This window comes from Streptomyces sp. NPDC013187, assembly GCF_042899705.1.
GTDB lineage: Bacteria > Actinomycetota > Actinomycetes > Streptomycetales > Streptomycetaceae > Streptomyces > Streptomyces hawaiiensis_A.
Window position 1 is genome coordinate 18,473 of record NZ_JBIBAF010000032.1, and the last position, 18,127, is coordinate 36,599.

Here is an 18,127-nt window from a genome sequence, read left to right on the forward strand (position 1 = left end):
GTGCTCCTGGCGGGGCGAGGCGCAGCTGGCCTTGGGGGATGAGGGAGGCCACGTCCTCGCCGCGGGCGGTGGCGACGACCAGGCCCGCTCCGCGGGCAGATTCACCCCGGTCCACGACGCCTGGTGGGCGGCGGCCGTCAAGGCCCATGGCGAGCGGGACGGCACCCGCGCGCTCATCGAAGTCCTTCTCCTGGGCCGTCACCTGCCTCACGAACACCTGGTCACCGGCCTCGCGGCGGCCTTGAAACAGGCGCTCTAACTGCGGACGCCGTTGCGCTTGAGGCCCGCAAAGCTGCGGAGGAGGACAGCAGCACCCCCGTGGAACCCTCGCCACCCACGGCCGACCGGTCGAAGGTCACCTCATTGACCTCCCGTCGCCTGGCTCACCTGCCTCCCGACAAGCGTCCGCTTCCCTCGATCACCCACTACGACCAGCTGCTGCGACTGCGTCGGCGCGACCGTCCCACATCCTGAAGGAGAACGACTGTGACCATTCCCCGCCAGCGAGGACTCACCGAGCAGGCCGCCACCGCCGCGGTTGACCAGGCATGCCGGATGCTGCGGCTGCCGACCATCCGATCCCAGTTCCCCGAACTCGCCGAGACCGCCGGCCGCGAGCAGATGTCCTACCTCGGCTTCCTCTCCGAACTGCTGCTGGCCGAGTGCGACGACCGAGCCCGACGCCGCTCCGAGCGCCGAATCAAAGCCGCCGGATTCCCCCGCGACAAGTCGCTCCGCAAGTTCGACTTCGACGCGAACCCGCACATCGACGCTGCCTTGATCCACACCCTCGCCAAGTGCGAATGGATCAAGAAGAGCCTACCGCTCTGCCTCATCGGCGACTCCGGCACCGGCAAGTCCCACCTGCTGATCGCCCTCGGCACCGAAGCCGCAATGGCCGGCTACCGGGTCAAGTACGTCCTCGCCACCAAGCTCGTCAACGAGCTCGTCGAGGCCGCCGACGAGAAGCAACTGACCAAGACCATCGCCCGTTACGGCCGCGTTGATCTCTTGTGCATCGACGAGCTCGGCTACATGGAACTCGACCGCCGCGGCGCCGAACTTTTCTTCCAGGTTCTGACCGAGCGGGAGGAAAAGAACAGCGTGGCGATCGCCTCGAACGAATCGTTCTCCGGCTGGACAAAGACCTTTACCGACCCCGACTCTGCGCGGCCATCGTCGACCGCCTCACCTTCGGTGGCAACATCATCGAGACCGGCACCGACTCCTATCGCCTCGCCACCACCCGCGCCCGCGCCGAACAACAGGCCTCAGCTGGCTGATCGCGGCCATGATCCTGTGGTGGTGTGATCGTGCCTCACCGACTCATCGGATGGCATACCCGTCCCACAACGCGCCGCCAGCCCGGTCCAGCACCGCCGTCACGGCTGCGGCGAAGACGCTCGTGTCTCCGGCGACCGCTTGCGCGGCTGCCTCGGTCAGCGCGCGGTGCACCCCGGGGTCGGCCGCAGCCAGCCGCCGCGACAACCACTTGCCTCCGCCAAGCCAGTGCCCACCAACCAACAGGAACAGCTCCGAAGCGCGCTGCAACATGTGCGCGACCAAGTGCACCCGCTCGGCAGGGTCCGCGCAGCCACGCAGGTCGTCGAGCAGATCGGTCAGGATGTACCGCTGGTAGTCCCGTTCATGGTCCGAGAGCGGCGGCGGGCCCGCAGCCCAACGCTTTCGTGCCTCGTCCTGGAGCGAAGCGCCCAGCCCATCCGTGTCTACCAGGAGCATGCCGTCGGAACACATGGAGAGCAGCGGCGAACTCCGCTTCGCCGTCTCCTGATCGGCGAAGCGGTGCCAAACGGCCTCCGTTTGCACGAACAGCTCGACCGGCCAGTCGCGGTACACCAGATTCTCCCGGCTGGGGGCGGGCGGCCCATCCAAGAGGACCACGATGTCCAGATCAGATGTGGGCGTCCGGCGGCCGGTTAGCACGCTACCGGCGAGGAAGGCTGCCCGGGCGGCGGGAAATCGGTCCTGCACCAGTTCGTGGGCGGTGAGCACTGGGTCGTCCATGATCGCAGCGTACGTGCCGACGGCTGTCCCGTAAGAGGGCCGGTGCTCCTATTTCTCATCGACTTTCATCCGCTCTACGGGTACCGAGTGATGTCGAAAACCACCGACATGTGCTCTCGCTTCTAACCTACGCAGCCACCTAATGGTCGTACTACGACCAGACCACGGTGACGGTCCGCCTCCGACCTGGACATCGACCACATGGTGCCCCTCGCAGAAGCCTGGGACAGCGGCGCCTCCGCCTGGACCGCGCAGCGCCGCGAGGCCTACGCCAACGGCCAGGCCAGGCCCGACGAGCCGTACCGGCCTTGCCCCGCAGGATCAGGGTGAATCCGGCCGGGACGGCATGGGCTTCGAGCCGAGCCTGACCGCACCCGCGGTGACGGGCCCTACACGTTGCCGCCCCGGTTGAGCCAGCACCGGACGGCGCCGCCGTTGTAGACGACGATGTAGTCGGCCTTTCCGTCGCCGCTGATGTCGCGGAACGTCGAATTCTCACCGGGGTAGTCGGTCTCGTTGACGAAGTACCGGTGCTCGGTGAACCCTCCACCACCCCGGCCGCCGTCGTTGACGTACGCATGGACGGCACCGGTGGAGCCGACCATGAGGTAGTCGGCCTTGCCGTCGCCGTTGACGTCCGCTAGTCGGAGCTTGTCCCGGGAACCGTAGGAGACGCCGGGGGCCCAGTTCAGGATTTCCTCGAAGCGGTACCCGCCGTCCTGCGCTGGGTGGTTGACGTAGGCGTGCACGGCCCCGCTGTCACCGACTCGGAGATAGTCGTCGCGGAGATCGCCGTTTATATCGGCGAACCGGACGGCTTCGCGCGGCACGCCGGCGGCCTTCGGATTGACGGCCAGGACTGCTCCGCTCCACGTGACCCGGCCGCTACGCACCCCCTCGTTCACGTAGTGGATCAGAATCTCGGTGGAGCTCCCGGTCGGGCGGACCTCGACGAGGTCGTCGCGGCCGTCTCCGGTGAGGTCGGCGAAGCGGAGGCTCTCAGCCTCGCCGCGGTTGTCGATGTCGAAGTCGGATTCCACTTCCACCCAGTGCGGTTTGCCGGGCTCGGCTGGGGTGTTCAGGGCGATGCGCATGCGGCCGTTGTCGGGGACGCGTATGTAGTCGTCGCGGCCGTCGCCGTCGATGTCCGCGAGGTCATCAGCCATGGGAACACCTCGGCGGGCACGCGCTCGGTCCAGCACGCCAAGCAGGTGGCGACCACCCTGCGCCTGGTGCCGTTGGGACGCACGGTCGCGATACGCATCAGTGACGCGGTCGAAGACGGACAGATCCGCCCGAGCGCCACTCTTGCCGCGGCGGCCGTCGGTGTCCTGGACGAACTAGTCCGGGTTGCCCACGCCCTACGTCCGATGCGCGAAGGGGCACGTCCCGGCCTGCCGTCCGGCCCGCTGCCGGGTTCCTACCTGAGGCGGCTGACCCCTGATGACGCTCCCGAGGTCACGGTGGTGCAGCGGTGCTGCTGGGTAGAGGAGGCCCTCGCCAACAACACCCTAGCCATCCCGGCCTTGCACGAGTCACCGGAGCAGATAGGCGAGTGGCTGGCGACCTGGCACGCCATGGGATTGTGGCGGGATGGCCGGCTGCTGGGCATGGTGCGGGCCCGACGTGTCGACACCGACTGGCGCCTGGGCCGGCTCGGCGTCGTACCCGACCTGCGGGGCCAGGGACTGGGCCGCTGGCTGTTGCGCACCGCCGAAGCTGCGGCCGAGCCGAGCTGCCGTCGCATCGTGCTGCACACCGGCGTCCACAGCCGGCAGAACATCGCCCTCTACCAGAGCGAGGGATACCAGTCGGCGTCACTCACCGGCGATGACGGAACCGCCCGCCTCACCAAGGACATAACCCCGTAAAAAGTGGCCTTTAAAGCGCCGCCGCCGTATTGCGTGCCGATAAGACGGCAGCCCACCCGGGGCGTGCCTGCTCGTACGGGATGATCCGGGCATGCGCGATGGTGATGGGCTGTTCGCTATGGAACCGGTCCAACCGCCCGAGCGGGGGAAGCCGACGGCGTGGGTAGCAGCGGCGAAGCGGTTCAGGGCGTTCGACCCACACCAGATCCTGCTGTTGCCGCCGTCGCTGGACGACTGGCTGCCCCAGGATCACCTGGCCCGGTGCGTGGCCGACCTGGTCGACGAGGTGCTGAACCTGCGGCCGGTCCTGGCTGGCAGCGTGAACATCCGGCCCCTGCTCGATGCCCTGGACCTCCAGGAAGACGCCGCCCGGGCCCTGGCCGACGACCTTCGCGCACAGATCGAGGACCTGCAGACCCGGTTGCGGGAGGCCGAGACGCACCTGGAGCACCTCACGATCACCCGCAAGACCGTCACCGGCCTCGCCGACCGGCTCCCGGCCGTCGCGCCGGAGCTGCCCGAGCACCCGGAAACCCCCGCATCCTCGCCGCCTTTCAACCACGCGACCGGGCCGCTACGGGCCAAGGACGTCTGCGAAGCCCTCGGCCACGAACTGCTCCCGAAGAACGTCGAGGGCACCCGCGCCAAGCTGAAACGCCTGGTCAAAGTCGGGATCCTCACCGAGGCCGACACCGGCAACTTCGCCAGGAAGCAATAGCCGACACAACCTCCGCCAGCAGCCTTGCTCCCACCTCAACCAGAAACAGACAGCACCCTACGAACCGCCTACTCAGAGTCCGATGATGTGGCTGGCCCAGGTGTATGTGTCGCTGGCAGGCAGCTCGAAGTCGTCGGACCTGAGGACGGCCGCGTCAGAGCCCGCCTTCTTGAGCGAGCAGTAGTGCTCATACGCGCCGTTGAACGGTGCGTTCAACGCGCATGTCCAGTTGTAGGCGCCCGCAGCCAGGTAGATGTCGCGAGACGCGACACCGAAGCTGCCCTTGCGCTTTGCGGGCTCACTGACCTGGCCACTTGGGTCGCAAGGGGCGCCTACGACTCGTTCTGAGCGGGGCCGCTGCGCTTACGGTCGAGTGCCGTCGATGTGCTCGAGCAGCGTTCGGGCTTCGACGGTGCGGCTGTGGTCCGGGCCGAAGGAAGCCTGGCACGCATCATGAGCGGCTGCAGCCTGGTGACGGGCATCGGGAGCCCGTCGCAACCCCCACAAGACCATAGCGAAGACCAGTTGGACGGCGCCCGTATCTGGGTGGCGCTGGTCATCGGGCAGAGTGCGGTACAGCTTGTCGGCGTCCTGCACCTCGGTGAGGGCCTCTTCGTGGCGGGCTTGGCCGTTGAGGCTGCGAGCCAGGCCGAGTCGCAGGACGACGGACCCCCGGTCACGTTCGCGATGGGCGGCCAGGGCCTCGCGGGCGACTGCTTCGGCCTCCTGGTGGCGCCCCTGCGCATTGAGGGCGAAGACCAGCCCGTTGCGGGCGGCCGCTGCAAGGAATGACATCTCCGGGCCGGTACCGCGGCCCGCGGCCTCGGCGACGGCCGCACATTCTGCCTCGCACTCGGTGTACTGACCGAGCGAGGTCATTTGCTGGGCGCGGTCCGAGCGCAGCTTCAGGGTCAGCCAGTGATCGGCTCCGAATATCCTGCTGAAGGCAGGCAGCGCTTCGTCGTAGGTGGCCAGTGCCTCGGCGTGGCGGCCTTGGGCGCCCGTTGCGAGCGCGGCGATGTTCAGCGCCACAGCTGCGTACTCGTCGTCGCGCGGCCGCGATCTGGCCACGGCGCGGGCTTCGGCCTCCGCGTCGGCATAACGCCCAGCTTGGTAAAGGGCTTTGGCCTCCGCCACAGGCGTCCCCGTCATTTGTTGGGCGTCGCTGCGGCCACGCCGTCGTAAGAATCTCATGACCGGGAGCATACGGATGCTGCGCAGGCTACGCGGTGGCGGTGCAGGGAGACGGTCGGCACCCTGTGTCCTGGAGGATCACGCGAGGCCAGCCATCGCGGCTGCCTCGCCGACGACGACCAACACGGTGCTCCAGGCGAACACCGTCGCCGTGGACGTAATGACGACTGTCTGGAACGTCTTCATACAGGTCCTCTGCTGTCGGGGAGCCGGCCGCAGGGATCCGGCAGCTCCATCCGAAGAAGGCCGCCGCGCACCCAGGGCGGGCTGGCACCCACCTCGCAGAGCCGCCGGACCGGAGGTCCTTGCCTTGGTCCACCCGCACCTTTTCGGGCGGGCCACCGAACGGGCCGTAGGGGTCCTCGCGCGGGACCGCGGAGCGCAGCGCGGCCAGCACCGACTCCCGTTACGGATGTACCGGCGTGACCGCGACGCCGGTGAGGGCGGTGGTGGCGCAGTCGGTGAACCACGTGATCCACGGCCTGCGAGGCTTGCCGTCGACCTTGACCAGCACCGGAACCTGCACGTGGTCGGTCTCTCAGTCCCCTTATCGGCCGTCCAGGTGAGCCTGAGGCCCCGGCTTGGCTGCCCGGGCGGGTGAGGCCTCTCGTGCGGCCATGGAACGCACCCCGAGACCCGAGCCGTTGCGGCAGCACCTCACGAGCGCCCTCGCCAGGGCCTCCTGATCAGAGCTGAAGGAGTCGGCTGTTGAGGGTGTATGTGCTGCTGGTGTAGAGGTCGTACAAGGGCGACTCGATCCAAGCCCGTTCGGATCCGGGCTTCTCGAGGGAACAGGTGTTCTGGTAGACGTAGTTGTCCGGCGCGTAAACTCTGCAATTCCAGGTGTATGTTCCTGCGGCCAGGTAAATCTTGCGCTCGACATAACCCGAATCCACCGGAGCGTAAGCTCCCTCGAGACCGACATTCCAGTGGTACGTGCCGGCTGCCAGGTAGATGGTCCTGCTCATGTCGGCCCCGTTACCCGCCTCGGGGAATCTCGTCATGTAGAGCGTGCGGCTCAGATCCGCTGCGCCAGCTGCGGCATGGGTGGCGGTGAGCATCACGGCACACATGGCTGCCGCGACAGCAGTTGCCACCCGCCCCAGCACACCTCTGCTGCGGATTTGGGTCATCTTCATCAGTGGTCCCCCCAAGTAATGGCTCCTGTTGCAGAGCCGCTACAGCCTTCCTGAGGAGGGAAGGCGCGTTAAGATCTTTAGCCCGAAAGTGTCCGAACGATCCGGGCTGGTCACCTGTGCCGCTGTGTCCCGGTGCCCGATCGCTCGGGTTCCGGGGCACGGCTGGGTGGAGCACAACACCGCCGACCAGTGATCACTGATAGGCCGGTACGGCCCAGGTGGCCTTGTAGCGCCGGTCCAGGATGTTGGCCGAGTGGATCGAGTATGGGCCGCTGGTGCGGATGAAGCGGATCCACGCGGTGTCCCAGGAGTTGGTGCCCGGCCTGTCCTGTGTCTCGGGGCATCCTGCGGAGCATGTGGAGATCACGCGGTCCGTGGTGGGGTCGTTGCCGACGCTCTTGATGACCGTACGCTTTGCCACCTGGGCCCGGTTCGCGTAGTTCGTGCACCAATGTTTTTCGGCGTCCCCGGTGACGTACTCGGGCAGCGGCCAGGCGCCCTGGGAGTCGTCGTAGCAGTCAGCGGCGCCGCTCTTGGAGAACTGGACGATGCCGGCGTTGGCGCCGATCCAGAACCGGTCGGAGTTGCCGTAGACCGGCGTGAGTTCGTGGCCGTACGCCTTGCTGCCGCCGGTCTGCTTGGGAAGGGTCCAGGATTCCCCCCACTTGAGTCGGCCGTCGGTGTAGTCGTACCGGACCAGAAGCTCGTCGCCGACGGCCCACACCGAGTTGCTGCTCGGATCGTAGAGGACCTCGTGCGCGCCGGCGAGGGAGGTTGCTTGGACGGGGGTGGCACTCCAGTTGCCCGGGGTGCCCTGGGCCTTGGAGTAGACCGCGAGCCCGCCCTTGATCCCTTCGGAGCCGAAGGTCCGCTCGGCGAACGCGGCGATGACCGTACCGTCCGGCAGCATCTCGACCCCGTGCAGGTCATTTGGATCGCCCACGTTGATTGCCCAGTGGTATCCGGCGAGGGCCGGGTACGGAATCACCCCGATGAATCCGCTGGTGCCGTCGCCCGTGACCAGGACCTGTCCACCGTACGTGCCGCCGGGGCGCAGCTTGTGCGAGGTTCCGCCGGCCCACGAGTCACCCTTCAGGGTCGTGTCGAAGACCGAGTGGTAGGTGTCGGGGATCCACCGCTGGTACGGGCCCGAGGCGGGCCAGACGTCCGGGTCGGTGGAGTCGAGGAACTCCAGTGCCGAGTGAGCCGCGGGGTAGTTGTTCGGGTACGTCGGGCCGTGCACGTTGCCCGAGATGATCGGCGTGGAGACGGTGTTGAACTCGACCTCCAGCGTCGGCGCGTTGTACGCGGCGTGGCACGCGTAATCGGCCGACACCGGGTTCATGGAGCAGAAGTCCTTGTAGCTGGCGCTGGTGTCCTCCTGCGCCGAGAACCTGATGCCGTAGTTGGGGAAGGAAGCATCGTTGGCCCAGGCCTTCACCCAGTCGGTGATGTCGATGCGCTGGATGCCGTTGGACGCGGCGGGGTTGGTCTTCTTCGGGACATCCGGGCAACTGGGGTGGCCGAGGCCGAACCATGTGCCCTTGCCCGCGCCGACGGTCGGCTGGTCGGCCCAGGTGATCGTGGACTGGTTCCACGGCTGTGTCACCGGGTAGACGCCCATCCAGGCCTTCGCGTCGCACTCGGAGACGAAGGAGTTGTAGACACGCAAGGTGGCCTTCGAGATCGGAGCTCCGCGGAGCTTGGAGACGTCGAAGTGCATGAAGCTGCGGTACTTCGTGATGCCGTTGTCGGGCGTACCGACGTGCAGGAGGTGCCCCTGCGAGTGGTCGGCGTTGTCCGCGTTGGTGATGTAGGTGTCCTGCAGCCGCTTGATGATGTTGCGTGGCCCCGTCTGAGCCATCGGGGACGCGGTGGGCGTCGCTGCCGCCACGGCCCCTGTCCGCGTGGCCGTCTCGCCGGTTTCGGCCGCCTGGGACGCCGGGACGAGCAACGATGCCAGGAGCGCTGCTCCGCCTCCCGCCGCTGCAAGGCATCTCCTCAGAAGACGCCGTGAGGTGTGACGATACACGTGTGCGTCGGCCTCTCGTGATCTTGATCCGGTATCGACAATAGGGACAGTCGCTCGGCCGGGTGACGGCCCGCGGAGGGCCTGACTCCACGTGCGCTAGGAAGCGCTCGACGCGTCTGCGTCGGTCGCCTTCGGGTTGCCGTCCAACCACACAGTTCGCGTGTTGTACGCCGTGTCCGCAGCGATCGCCGGACTCCCCGCGAACGTCACGACCGCCGTTGCTGCCGCCGCAACGGTCGCCAGCTTGCCGATTCTCCCCGCCATTCGGTGCCTCCCGTGAAGTGAAGTGAGGGAGTGGTCGGGGCCTGTCCCGAACCATGTGCCTCGACAAGAACAGACGGCGCTCCGCCATGAGTGACCGTCAGGTGCCCCGCTCCAACTGGGGCGACTGAACCTCTGCCACACTAGCAACGATTTTCACTTAAGTGAAAGACCATCTCATGAGTATGTATCACGTACCCTGGTATGCACAGGCGTTCCGGATCAGCTCTACGTCTGGTTCCGCTCAAGTGCATGTTTATGTGCCTTGGCAGAGCTGTTGTCTCCACCGGGATGGTCGTGTGCGGATCCATCGGGGAGCGGAGTCCGCCGCGAAAGACGCGACCGGCTTGCTTACGTCCGCGCAGGTTCTCGGCGCACCGACACCGCACACGCGGCGGGGCTGGATAATGTCCGAACGGCAGGAGGCATCGAGAGGTGAGCGAGCGTGAGTGAGACCGAAGGACACCGGCTGGCCGCCCGCCTCGAATACCTCTTCGAGCACGTGCAGCCGCTGGGCCGACGCCACACCCTTCAGGAAGTGGTCGACGGCATCAAGGCGGTCGACGAGCCTGGAGGCGTTTCCCTATCGGTGGGCCGGCTGTCGATGCTGATGAATGGCAAGGCGCCAAACCCCACCGTCGGGACGCTGCGCGCACTCGCCGACTTCTTCGGCGTGCCGGTTGGCTACTTCGTCGACGACGCCGTCGCCGACCGGACCATGGCCCAACTCGCCCTCATTACCGCCATGCGCAACAACGACGTCAAAGCGGTCGCGCTACGCGCGGCGGCCGTGGCCACACTCTCCGCCCATGGTCTCGACGTGGTGCGCGGGCTCGTCGAACAGTCCGCCGACCAGGCAGGACAACACGCCGAGCGGGAAGCTTAGACTTCCCTCCCACAGGCTATGACGGCGCGGCACGCCGTCGAGGGGGCGGAGGAAGGGGCACGGTGCGGGACGGTTTCCGGTTACGGGCAGAGTCCTGGTCCGACTTCCGTACTCGGTGCGACGCCATCCTGGACGGCCTCCCCCTCGGGCAGTCGCAGCCCTTGACGATCGACTCGCTGTGCGCTGCGATCGAGCAACAGCACGGCAGGCGGCTGAATCTGTCGCCCCTGCCGAAACAGGCGGGAGCCGCCGCCAACCTGTGCGGACTTTGGGTCAGCACCGGCCACACCGACCACATCTTCTACGAGACGTCCACCAGCACCTTCCACCAGCGGCACATCATCCTGCACGAGATCTCCCATCTCCTGCTCGACCACACGACGGACCGCCACGGCGGCACCTTGCCCGGGATGGAATCGCTCTTTCCCGACCTCGACCCAGCAATGGTCCGCAGACTGCTCGCCCGCGGCCGCACCGACTACAGCGAACTGCAGGAATTGCAAGCGGAGCTGATGGCCACCCTGATCCACCAGCGGTCGACCGACCACGCCTCACATGCCGTGCCGACGGCCCACAAAGGGTCCGAGACCCTCGACCGGCTGGCCCGCGCCCTCGGACTGGTGCGCCCTCGATGACAGCGATCCGACCGTACGAGGTCGTCCTGCTCGTCCCGATGTGGTCCCTCACCGTCCACACCGCCTACCGGGCTGTGGGCAGACAGGCCGAACCGAAATCCGCGCCCTCTCGGTTGCTCGCCGGAGTCGTCGCCCTGGTCACCCTGTCGGTCACCGTGGGAGTCCCGGCAGTGCGCCGCGTGATCGACACCGTCACCGGTGTACAGAGCATCACCAATGTTTTCAGCCATCTGTTCGGAATGTCCGCGATCACGTGCCTGACCGCCTTCGTGCGCCAGACGTCCGCCACAGCCGGCACGACTCCCGGCAGCCGAACACGCGACTGGTTACCCCTGCCGGCAGCCGCAGCCGCCCTGGGTACGGCCTTCCTGCTGACACCCCGCCCGAGCGGCGAGCAGTATCTTCTGACCACCGGCCACTCAGCGGCCCATACCGCTTACTGGGCCACCTACATCGGTTACGTCATCTGGGGAGTGGCCGCGATCGGGGTGATGTGCCTGCGGCACCATAAGCACGCCCGGCCAGGCCCCCTGCGGACCTCCCTCAACCTGATCGGGACGGGCGCCGCGACCGCCGCCGTCTACGTCCTGCACCGGTGCGCCTACCTGACCCTGCGCGACTTCGGCATCCCGCTGTTCGAGGACGCCGTCGTCGTGCCCACCACACAGGTCCTGCTGACCGGTGCACTGCTGATGTTCAGCGCCGGGATCGCCTGGCCGACCCTGGCGGACAGACGACGCGTATGCGCCGACCGCCGCAGACTACGCCGCCTCCAACCGCTGTGGCAGATGCTGACCGATGCCGTGCCCGAGGTCGTCCTTCCCCTGCCGGCCCCGCTGCGTACCCAGCCCGAACTCGTGCTGTACCGGTACACGATCGAAATCAGTGACGCGATACTCTCTCTCGACCCGTTCCGCAGTTCCACCGTCGAAATAAGGGCGCGAGAGCAGCTCTCCGCGCAAGGGTTCACTGGTCCGCGGCTGGCCGCGGCCACCGAGGCCATCGTCCTGCGCTGCGCCATCGCGCGGGCCTTTCTGACACAACCCACGACGCCGCCGCCCAAGCACCCGGAGCCTTCTCTCGGCGCCATCGCGCACAGCAGTGACCCGCTCGAGTGGCTGGAACCGCTGGCCGCACACTGCCAGCACCCGCTGGTCCGCCGCATCTCCTCGGCCCTGACAGCACCGACCGGCAAGACATGAAGCGGATGTGCGCAGCGCGGCTCCGTCAATTCCTACGGGAGCGGGGGATCGCCGGGTGACGCAGGCGCGCGAGGTACTGGATACAACGGGGATCCAGCGGGCCGAAACACAGATCCGGCACGCTCCACGACAGTTATTACAAGTATGGCTTCTTAGGTGAAAACGGACACCGTCTGTATCCGAGTTTCAACACCACTTGTCGATCACAGAGAGCCCCTTCCAACCTGCTCGGCGCGAGCGTGGTGCTCGACTGCTCATGCGCCTTCGGTGTCTGGCCGCTCCGCGGACTGGAGCAGGTACTTGGGCAGCTTTGAACTGGCGGCCAGCACCTCGATGCCGATGAGGCGGCCCTGCTCGTCGAAGTCGAGGTTGATCATGGCGTCAACGTTCACCGGATCGCAGGGATACATGCGCGCGGACCTCACGCGGGCCTGCGGTTCGGTGAGGTATACGTACGCTGCGTCCACGGTCTCGTCGTAGGTGACTCTGACGTCTGCCACGGTGAACGGGCTCCCTTGCTGTCATTGATGGCGGCGCTGTCCTTGTCCATGCCTCCGACCCCAGCGGCCTCAGGCTGACTTTGGCGGGGGCCGGGTGCCCGGGCGGGGGGCAACGCCCGACTCGCAAAAGGCCAGCACCCAGGGTGCTGGCCAGTCTCGTTGTCTCCCCCACCGTCGCCACAGACGCGCCCGCGACCACGACTGCCTGTGAGTGAGTGTTTGAGATCTCCGGTCGAGTGGTCTGGGGATCTGGATGCTGACGGGTATGGCGTCTGGTGGGGCGATTCGAAGGTATTGCCGACAATGTGGGGCACCGCTGCCGCGACGAAGTCGGCGGCAGCGGTGTTCTGTTCGGGTAGGTGCAGGTCACGGCGCTGGCGAGCCCTGGAACAGGCCCGCCGGCGGGTCGCGGCGATGCAGCGTGGGGACGAGGCGACGTGTCCGGTCTGCGGTCGTGGATGGACGGTGGGGGTTGAACATCGGCGGTCGGCGGTGTTCTGTTCTTGCGCCTGCCGCCAGAAGGCGTACCGAAGGCGCCGACGATGAGGGCGGCGTTGTGTGCCGGGGCTGCAGGCGACTCCCCAGGCGGCCAGGTCGCGTCCACTCTGCAGAAAGCCGGAGCCGGGCCGGTGCCCGGCGCTGCTGATCGCGTCGCGTCGCCAGAAGCTGGCGCCGGAGACGATGTTGGCCTCCCAGCCGGTGGAGAGCGTGCCGTCCGTCCGCTTGTTCATCCGGGAACCATGGGTCAGAGGGATGGCCGCAGGCGGGAGTCCGAATCATTACTGCCATCGCCTCGCAGGGCGGACGGTGCGCTCGCTGTCCGCCCCCGACGTGTCAGCGACCAGCGCGGTACTTCCCCTGATCTCGACGAACACCCTGGATCACTCGCACTGCCCACTCCACCCGAGAAGGGCCGTCTCCCCGGACGAGAGTGCCACTCAACCCAGCAGCCCCAGCGGCGCCGAGGATTCCGACGCCGACCGCGACAAAAGGCAGCACCCGGGCGATGCCCCACCACAGTCCCAGCAAGACGATGAACGCCACCGGGGTCATGTAGAGCAGGAGTGTGGCGACGGCTCGTGCAACGTGCACGGCCACCGTGCCGGGACGTCTGCCGGTCAACTGCGCCGTCTCGTGCTGAGTGAAGCCGTACATCTTGGTCGCCACCACGGCCACGGCCTGCTGCCCTGGCAGGTTGCGGATGCCCTCCCGGACGATGATGCGATCGGTGACGGTCGCGGCGATGTCCCGGCCCTGCGCCGGCGACGTGCACAGCTCGGCTCGCCGAGCATTCTCCCATCGCCGTTCCCGGCCCAGCCGGACCGCCCAGGACGACACTTCACGGCGCAGCGTCATGTAGACGTAAGCGCGCGGCTCGACAAGGACGTCCTGTACGCCCAGGACCTTTTCAAAGGCGGTCTGCACCACGTCCTCGGCTCCGACCACGCACTCGGGGATCTCGCTCTCCCGCAGAAGGCGGGCGGCCAGAGCGGTCATGCGTGGTGCCTCATTGAGGAACACCGCGGCCAGGGCGGCGGCGTTCACCGACTGCGTCGTCTGCTGGTCAGCCACGCCGCTTCCCTCGCTTCCCCGAAGCCGTGCTCTCCGGCACCTCCCGCGCCGTGTACTGGGCACGGATGATCTCGGCCTTTCCGCTGGCGCGATTGCGGTAGGCCACGCTGTTCAGCAGCCGCGTGAGCGCGGGCGTGAGGGCACCGGCCACGAACAGCGCGATGGCGACGAACTCCACTGAGCAACCTCCTCCAGTGTGCGGCTCCTCAGCGCCCTGGACGGGGCCGCGGCCGTACATGACTGGAGAGGGCCCGGAGGCCGGTTCTCTTGACGCCTCCCACAAGATCTTTTTTCGGGCGTCCGTCATCTCCCACCAAGGCGACGGCTTCGTAGGCAGGCGCGGGCCGGCCCGGCAGGGAGCGCTTGGGCCCCTCGGGTTCTTGACGGCGTTGATCGAGTGCATGGTCGGCCCTGGGCAGTGATGGCGGCACTGCCCCACGTAGACATCGGCCCCTCTCGATGGCCTATCGGCCGAACAACCTAGGAGGTGTATCAAAAGTGGATCTTGCGCTGTGGACAATGTCTTTCCATGGGGCGGGGAGATCTCACGGACGAGTAGTGGGCGGTGCTGGAACCGTTGTTGCCGAAGGGTGCCAGGGCGGGGCAAGCATCCGTCTGGCCTCGGCGGCAGTTGCTGGACGCCCGGCCCCATCCGTCCCGCATAGATTCCCTATGGGCAAGAGCTGCGAGACATGAGTGCCCGGCATGGTCAGAAAGGTGCACACTGGATGAGTGACGAGCAGGGCAGAGCGAGGGAGGAATCCCTCGGCAGGGCGTTCACCGGTGCCTCGCGCGTCGAGAGCAGTCCCGTGGACATCGAGGCGGCCCGCCTGGCCTACCAGGAGGCGGGTTTCGACGTCACCGACGAGCTCGTGACGTTCCTCGGGAAGTACGGCGAGACGACGATCTTCTGGCCGTCGCACGTCACCGGGAACGAGACCTCGCTGACGATCTCACTCGGGGAGGCCGCAGAGGCGTTCGCACCGAACGTGCGGTACTTCGAGAAGCGCCTCAACATGTCCGCCCTGCCAGTGGGTATCGCCTTCTCGACCGAGGAGATGGTTCTCCTCGCGGAGAACGGTGACATCGTCCTCGGTGGCGACGCCGGAGTTCAGCGGGTCGCGCACGGCTTCGAGGAAGCCGTGCGGGCCCTGATCTCGGGCGACTGGGACATGAGATTCTTCTAGGCCGTGTATCGAAAGTGGATCTTGGGCCGTGATCATTTCACGGCCCAAGATCCACTTTCGATACACGGCCTAATCGCTAAGCCCCCTTGAGTGAGGGTTTGAGATCTCTAGTCGAGTGGTTCGGAGATCCTGATCCTGGGGGTTATGCCGTCTGGTGGGGTGGTTCGAAACGGCTACCTCTTCTCCGACGAGCCCGTCGACTGGATCGAATACGAGAAGAAGCAGTTCCGCCTCGTGCTCGGCCGGCTCACCCGGTTGATCACGGGGACCCTAGACCCGCACCTGGCCCGTTACCCGGACGACGAATGGGCCCAGCTCGCATCAGCCCAGCTCACCGGCGTCCGCGCCACTCTCGCCCAACTCACCAAATGACATCCGGATGCCCCCCCATGCCGTCCCCAAGCCGCCGGCGCCGCTATCCGTCCGACACCACGGTCGCGGAATGGGCGCTGATCGAACCGCTGCCTCCCCTGCCGGCCTGCCAGACCAAAGCGGGCGGTCGGCCGGAGAAGTGGCACCGCCGCGACATCGTGGATGCGATCCGCTACCTGGTCGACAACGGCGTCAAATGGCGGGCCCTGCCTGCGGACTACCCGCCCTGGCAGACCGTCTACTACCACTTCGCCGCCTGGCACCGCCGGGGCGTCATCGCCTTCCTCCGTGATCAACTCCGGCGGCAGATCCGCACTGGCCAGGGGCGATGCCCCTGGCCAGTGACGTTGATCGTCGACTCTCAGTCGGTCAAGGGGGCTGAAACCGTCTCCAAGGCCACCCGCGGGTTCGACGCCGGGAAGAAGATCAACGGACGCAAAAGACACATCGCCGTCGACACCCTCGGGCTCCCGGCGATGATCACGGTGACGCCCGCCGACACCACCGACCGAGACGCCGCCCGCGAGCTCCTCTGGCGCCTGCGTGTCATGCAGCCGCAGATCACGCAGGTCTGGGCCGACTCCGCGTATGCCGGCCAACTCACCACCTGGTCCGACGACTTCCTGAACATGACCTTGAGGACCGTCTCCCGGCCCCGCGGCGCGAAGGGCTTCGTGGTCCTGCCCCGACGCTGGAAAGTCGAGCGGACGCTGGGCTGGATCATGAAGTCACGGCGCAACGTCCGCGACTACGAACGGCTGCCACAGCACTCAGAAGCGCACCTGACCTGGGCACTCATCACGCTGATGACCCGCAGGCTCACCCGCAAGGGACCCCGCCCCACCTGGTCAAAGAAGTTGTGACCGACGTCCCTGGCGCCGTCTGTCTGCCACCTGCCCGGTCCGCCCGCTGTCAGCCGCCGGACGAGTACTTCCGCTGGAGGCTGTCGAGGTAGTCGATTCGCTTCCGGGCCTGTTCGGGCGTCTCCACCTGCCTTCTCTGCTCACGTTGACGCGCGGTGAGAGGAGTGCCTGCTGAGGGTGTGTTCCCATCGCGGTCTGTCACTGTGAACTGACCGCCATGCCCTTCGCCTTCGTTCACATCGTTCTGCGCAGTTAAGAGGATGGAAGCGCACACAAGCCCGACCCCCGCGAACACGCCGATGAGCACAGTCCTTCGGTGCATGGCCACCTCAGTCCACCTGGCTACGGGTGAGCCAGAAGAGTACTTCCTTTCGAGAGCCTGGCGCCCGCAAAGAACAAGACGTTCAGCGACGCCGAACTTCGCGCGCGAAACAGCACTTCAAGTTCCCAAACACTCACTAAGCGGTGAGACGTCGAGAACTTCGTGATGGCCTGTGTTCACGTCTGCGGTGTCGGGTGCAGGTCCGCGATCTGCTGGTGGGACAGCAGGCTGGCGACGGCCTGGACGGTGTCGCTGATGTGCTCTCGGCGACCGAGGTGTCAGGCCAAGGCCCGCCAGTTCTTCAGATGTGCGATGCCGTGCTCGACACGGATACGTCGCGAAGAGTGTGCTTTGCGCTGGCACTCGTACATCTCCTCGTACCAGCCCGGGGCGTTCTTCTTGAACTTGCAGTGCGGCGGCGTCACCTCCCGGCCACCGGTCTGGGCGCCCAGTCCCTGGTAGCCGGCATCGGCGAGAATCTCGACCGCGGGCCCGTCGGCCAGGAGCTTGACCAGCCCTAACTGGCGGGCGTGGGTGATGTCCGCGCAGCTTGCGGGACGAGCGGGGCTGCACCACAGCACGCGGCCTTCGCTGTCCGTGACGACCATGGACTTGAGGGCATTCTGCTTGTTCTTGCCAGAGATGAACGTGTCCCGGTCCTTGCGGCCGGCGGCGGGCCGACGGACGCGGATCTCGGTGCCGTCGATGATTCCGGTCGTCCCGCTTGAGCCGAGGTGGTCGACGACCTCGGCCAGGGTCCGCAGCCGCACGTCGGGGCTGACGGTGCAGCTCCGTTCGGCGAGCAGGAGCCGCACCTCGCAGATAGCGCGGGTGATGCTGGAGCGGTCCACGCCGAACCAGCAGGCCAGCACGTCGTGGGTGGTCGCGTGTCGGAGGTGCACGAGGGTGGCCAGGAGGCGGTCGACGAAGACCAGCCGGTGTTTCGCGCCCGCGCCCACGACCCGCTTCCGTGGCCGGGACACAAGTCGGGCCTGGTGGCGTTCATGCCACAACGGGCCCAACTCAGCCACGAGTTCAGCAATCACGTCTGCCGACAAGCCCGTGATCCTCCGGTCGCTGATGATTGCTGCACGAGACGCGTTCCCCACCACACAACCATGATCGACGATCAGGACCCCGACGCCTCACCGCTTACCGTGCACGAGCTCGTAAAGCTAGTGACCTGAGTCGGAGATTCGTCGGCAGTAAGCGGCTACCTTGTCGAGGATCTCGTCCGCGCTCTTCGTCCAGATGAACGGCTTGGGGTGTTCGTTCCAGTCGGTGAGCCAGCTGCGGATGTCCCGTTCCAGGGCTTGGACGGAGCGGTGGACGCCTCGTTTGAGCTTCT

General features: G+C 66.8%; 17 protein-coding genes and 5 pseudogenes. 11 read left to right on the forward strand and 11 right to left on the reverse strand.

What is annotated here, in order from left to right; all coding sequences use genetic code 11:
- Positions 1-31 precede the first annotated feature (31 nt).
- Both ACFY5B_RS38900 and istB read left to right on the forward strand, forming a co-directional pair.
- On the forward strand, positions 32-259 hold the full coding sequence (locus ACFY5B_RS38900; RefSeq protein ID WP_389979818.1) for a hypothetical protein: 228 nt from the start codon (positions 32-34) through the stop codon (positions 257-259).
- A 227-nt stretch (positions 260-486) separates the two neighbouring features.
- A pseudogene (gene istB / locus ACFY5B_RS38905) lies at positions 487-1,283 on the forward strand (IS21-like element helper ATPase IstB).
- Between the two features lie 43 nt (positions 1,284-1,326).
- On the opposite strand, the gene ACFY5B_RS38910 reads toward istB, so the two are convergent.
- On the reverse strand, positions 1,327-2,025 hold the full coding sequence (locus ACFY5B_RS38910; RefSeq protein WP_362054702.1) for a nucleotidyltransferase domain-containing protein: 699 nt from the start codon (positions 2,023-2,025) through the stop codon (positions 1,327-1,329).
- Between the two features lie 143 nt (positions 2,026-2,168).
- On the opposite strand from ACFY5B_RS38910, the pseudogene ACFY5B_RS38915 reads away from it, so the two are divergent.
- Positions 2,169-2,307 (forward strand): annotated as a pseudogene (locus ACFY5B_RS38915) (DUF1524 domain-containing protein); the annotation flags it as partial.
- A 107-nt stretch (positions 2,308-2,414) separates the two neighbouring features.
- Here ACFY5B_RS38915 and ACFY5B_RS38920 read toward each other — a convergent pair.
- Entirely contained in the window at positions 2,415-3,191 is a 777-nt protein-coding gene (locus tag ACFY5B_RS38920) for an FG-GAP repeat domain-containing protein (RefSeq protein WP_389979821.1), read from the reverse strand.
- Here ACFY5B_RS38920 and ACFY5B_RS38925 point away from each other — a divergent pair.
- Both ACFY5B_RS38925 and ACFY5B_RS38930 read left to right on the forward strand, forming a co-directional pair.
- Positions 3,183-3,896: pseudogene (locus tag ACFY5B_RS38925) on the forward strand (GNAT family N-acetyltransferase); the annotation flags it as partial. The gene ACFY5B_RS38920 and the pseudogene ACFY5B_RS38925 overlap by 9 nt on opposite strands.
- 109 nt (positions 3,897-4,005) lie before the next feature.
- Positions 4,006-4,209: pseudogene (locus ACFY5B_RS38930) on the forward strand (IS1182 family transposase); the annotation flags it as partial.
- Between the two features lie 477 nt (positions 4,210-4,686).
- Here ACFY5B_RS38930 and ACFY5B_RS38935 read toward each other — a convergent pair.
- The 4 genes from ACFY5B_RS38935 to ACFY5B_RS38950 all read right to left on the reverse strand — a co-directional run bounded on the left by ACFY5B_RS38935 (position 4,687) and on the right by ACFY5B_RS38950 (position 8,811).
- A complete protein-coding gene (locus ACFY5B_RS38935; protein ID WP_389979824.1) occupies positions 4,687-4,830 on the reverse strand; it encodes a hypothetical protein in 144 nt (47 codons plus the stop codon).
- Between the two features lie 147 nt (positions 4,831-4,977).
- Entirely contained in the window at positions 4,978-5,766 is a 789-nt protein-coding gene (locus ACFY5B_RS38940) for a tetratricopeptide repeat protein (protein WP_389979868.1), read from the reverse strand.
- 728 nt (positions 5,767-6,494) lie between these two features.
- On the reverse strand, positions 6,495-6,947 hold the full coding sequence (locus ACFY5B_RS38945) for a hypothetical protein (RefSeq protein WP_389979827.1): 453 nt from the start codon (positions 6,945-6,947) through the stop codon (positions 6,495-6,497).
- Positions 6,948-7,140: 193 nt separating this feature from the next.
- Positions 7,141-8,811: a DNRLRE domain-containing protein gene (locus tag ACFY5B_RS38950; RefSeq protein WP_389979830.1), complete on the reverse strand. Its 1,671-nt coding sequence runs from the start codon at positions 8,809-8,811 to the stop codon at positions 7,141-7,143.
- A gap of 874 nt (positions 8,812-9,685) precedes the next feature.
- Here ACFY5B_RS38950 and ACFY5B_RS38955 point away from each other — a divergent pair.
- The 3 genes from ACFY5B_RS38955 to ACFY5B_RS38965 all read left to right on the forward strand — a co-directional run bounded on the left by ACFY5B_RS38955 (position 9,686) and on the right by ACFY5B_RS38965 (position 11,963).
- Positions 9,686-10,126, forward strand: a complete 441-nt coding sequence (locus tag ACFY5B_RS38955; protein WP_389979833.1) for a helix-turn-helix domain-containing protein — start codon at positions 9,686-9,688, stop codon at positions 10,124-10,126.
- 62 nt (positions 10,127-10,188) lie between these two features.
- Positions 10,189-10,761: a hypothetical protein gene (locus ACFY5B_RS38960; protein WP_389979836.1), complete on the forward strand. Its 573-nt coding sequence runs from the start codon at positions 10,189-10,191 to the stop codon at positions 10,759-10,761.
- Positions 10,758-11,963 carry an MAB_1171c family putative transporter gene (locus ACFY5B_RS38965; RefSeq protein WP_389979839.1) on the forward strand — a complete coding sequence of 402 codons (1,206 nt, stop codon included), beginning with the start codon at positions 10,758-10,760 and terminating at the stop codon, positions 11,961-11,963. The genes ACFY5B_RS38960 and ACFY5B_RS38965 overlap by 4 nt, the downstream gene beginning before the upstream one ends.
- Positions 11,964-12,217: 254 nt before the next feature.
- Here ACFY5B_RS38965 and ACFY5B_RS38970 read toward each other — a convergent pair whose 3' ends face one another.
- The 3 genes from ACFY5B_RS38970 to ACFY5B_RS38980 all read right to left on the reverse strand — a co-directional run bounded on the left by ACFY5B_RS38970 (position 12,218) and on the right by ACFY5B_RS38980 (position 14,213).
- On the reverse strand, positions 12,218-12,463 hold the full coding sequence (locus ACFY5B_RS38970; RefSeq protein ID WP_389979842.1) for a DUF2283 domain-containing protein: 246 nt from the start codon (positions 12,461-12,463) through the stop codon (positions 12,218-12,220).
- 834 nt (positions 12,464-13,297) lie between these two features.
- Entirely contained in the window at positions 13,298-14,035 is a 738-nt protein-coding gene (locus ACFY5B_RS38975) for an RNA polymerase sigma factor (protein ID WP_389979845.1), read from the reverse strand.
- Positions 14,028-14,213, reverse strand: coding sequence for a hypothetical protein (locus ACFY5B_RS38980; RefSeq protein ID WP_389979848.1), 186 nt, complete (start codon positions 14,211-14,213; stop codon positions 14,028-14,030). Before ACFY5B_RS38980 ends, ACFY5B_RS38975 begins: the two co-directional genes overlap by 8 nt.
- Before the next feature lie 550 nt (positions 14,214-14,763).
- Between ACFY5B_RS38980 and ACFY5B_RS38985 the strand changes: the two genes are divergently transcribed.
- The 3 genes from ACFY5B_RS38985 (at position 14,764) to ACFY5B_RS38995 (ending at position 16,457) form a co-directional block, all read left to right on the forward strand.
- The gene (locus ACFY5B_RS38985) at positions 14,764-15,222 is read left to right on the forward strand and encodes a hypothetical protein (RefSeq protein ID WP_389979851.1); all 459 of its coding nucleotides are present in this window, start codon (positions 14,764-14,766) and stop codon (positions 15,220-15,222) included.
- A gap of 144 nt (positions 15,223-15,366) precedes the next feature.
- Entirely contained in the window at positions 15,367-15,594 is a 228-nt protein-coding gene (locus ACFY5B_RS38990) for a hypothetical protein (RefSeq protein WP_389979854.1), read from the forward strand.
- A 17-nt stretch (positions 15,595-15,611) separates the two neighbouring features.
- Positions 15,612-16,457: an IS5 family transposase gene (locus ACFY5B_RS38995; RefSeq protein WP_389979857.1), complete on the forward strand. Its 846-nt coding sequence runs from the start codon at positions 15,612-15,614 to the stop codon at positions 16,455-16,457.
- Positions 16,458-17,057: 600 nt separating this feature from the next.
- Here the strand turns inward: ACFY5B_RS38995 and ACFY5B_RS39000 are convergent.
- Both ACFY5B_RS39000 and ACFY5B_RS39005 read right to left on the reverse strand, forming a co-directional pair.
- Complete coding sequence (locus ACFY5B_RS39000) at positions 17,058-17,738, reverse strand: transposase family protein (protein ID WP_389979860.1); 681 nt, start codon at positions 17,736-17,738, stop codon at positions 17,058-17,060.
- Positions 17,739-17,954: 216 nt separating this feature from the next.
- Positions 17,955-18,127, reverse strand: a pseudogene (locus ACFY5B_RS39005) (IS630 family transposase); the annotation flags it as partial.

What these genes read in the sequence shown, in the direction of transcription:
- ACFY5B_RS38940 (WP_389979868.1), bottom strand. Translation starts at nt 5,766, where the DNA reads ATGACGGGGACGCCTGTGGCGGAGGCCAAAGCCCTTTACCAAGCTGGG.
- ACFY5B_RS38950 (WP_389979830.1), bottom strand. Translation starts at nt 8,811, where the DNA reads ATGGCTCAGACGGGGCCACGCAACATCATCAAGCGGCTGCAGGACACC.
- ACFY5B_RS38995 (WP_389979857.1), top strand. Translation starts at nt 15,612, where the DNA reads ATGCCGTCCCCAAGCCGCCGGCGCCGCTATCCGTCCGACACCACGGTC.
- ACFY5B_RS38985 (WP_389979851.1), top strand. Translation starts at nt 14,764, where the DNA reads ATGAGTGACGAGCAGGGCAGAGCGAGGGAGGAATCCCTCGGCAGGGCG.
- ACFY5B_RS38920 (WP_389979821.1), bottom strand. Translation starts at nt 3,191, where the DNA reads ATGGCTGATGACCTCGCGGACATCGACGGCGACGGCCGCGACGACTAC.
- ACFY5B_RS38945 (WP_389979827.1), bottom strand. Translation starts at nt 6,947, where the DNA reads ATGAAGATGACCCAAATCCGCAGCAGAGGTGTGCTGGGGCGGGTGGCA.
- ACFY5B_RS38965 (WP_389979839.1), top strand. Translation starts at nt 10,758, where the DNA reads ATGACAGCGATCCGACCGTACGAGGTCGTCCTGCTCGTCCCGATGTGG.
- ACFY5B_RS38990 (WP_389979854.1), top strand. Translation starts at nt 15,367, where the DNA reads ATGCCGTCTGGTGGGGTGGTTCGAAACGGCTACCTCTTCTCCGACGAG.
- ACFY5B_RS38910 (WP_362054702.1), bottom strand. Translation starts at nt 2,025, where the DNA reads ATGGACGACCCAGTGCTCACCGCCCACGAACTGGTGCAGGACCGATTT.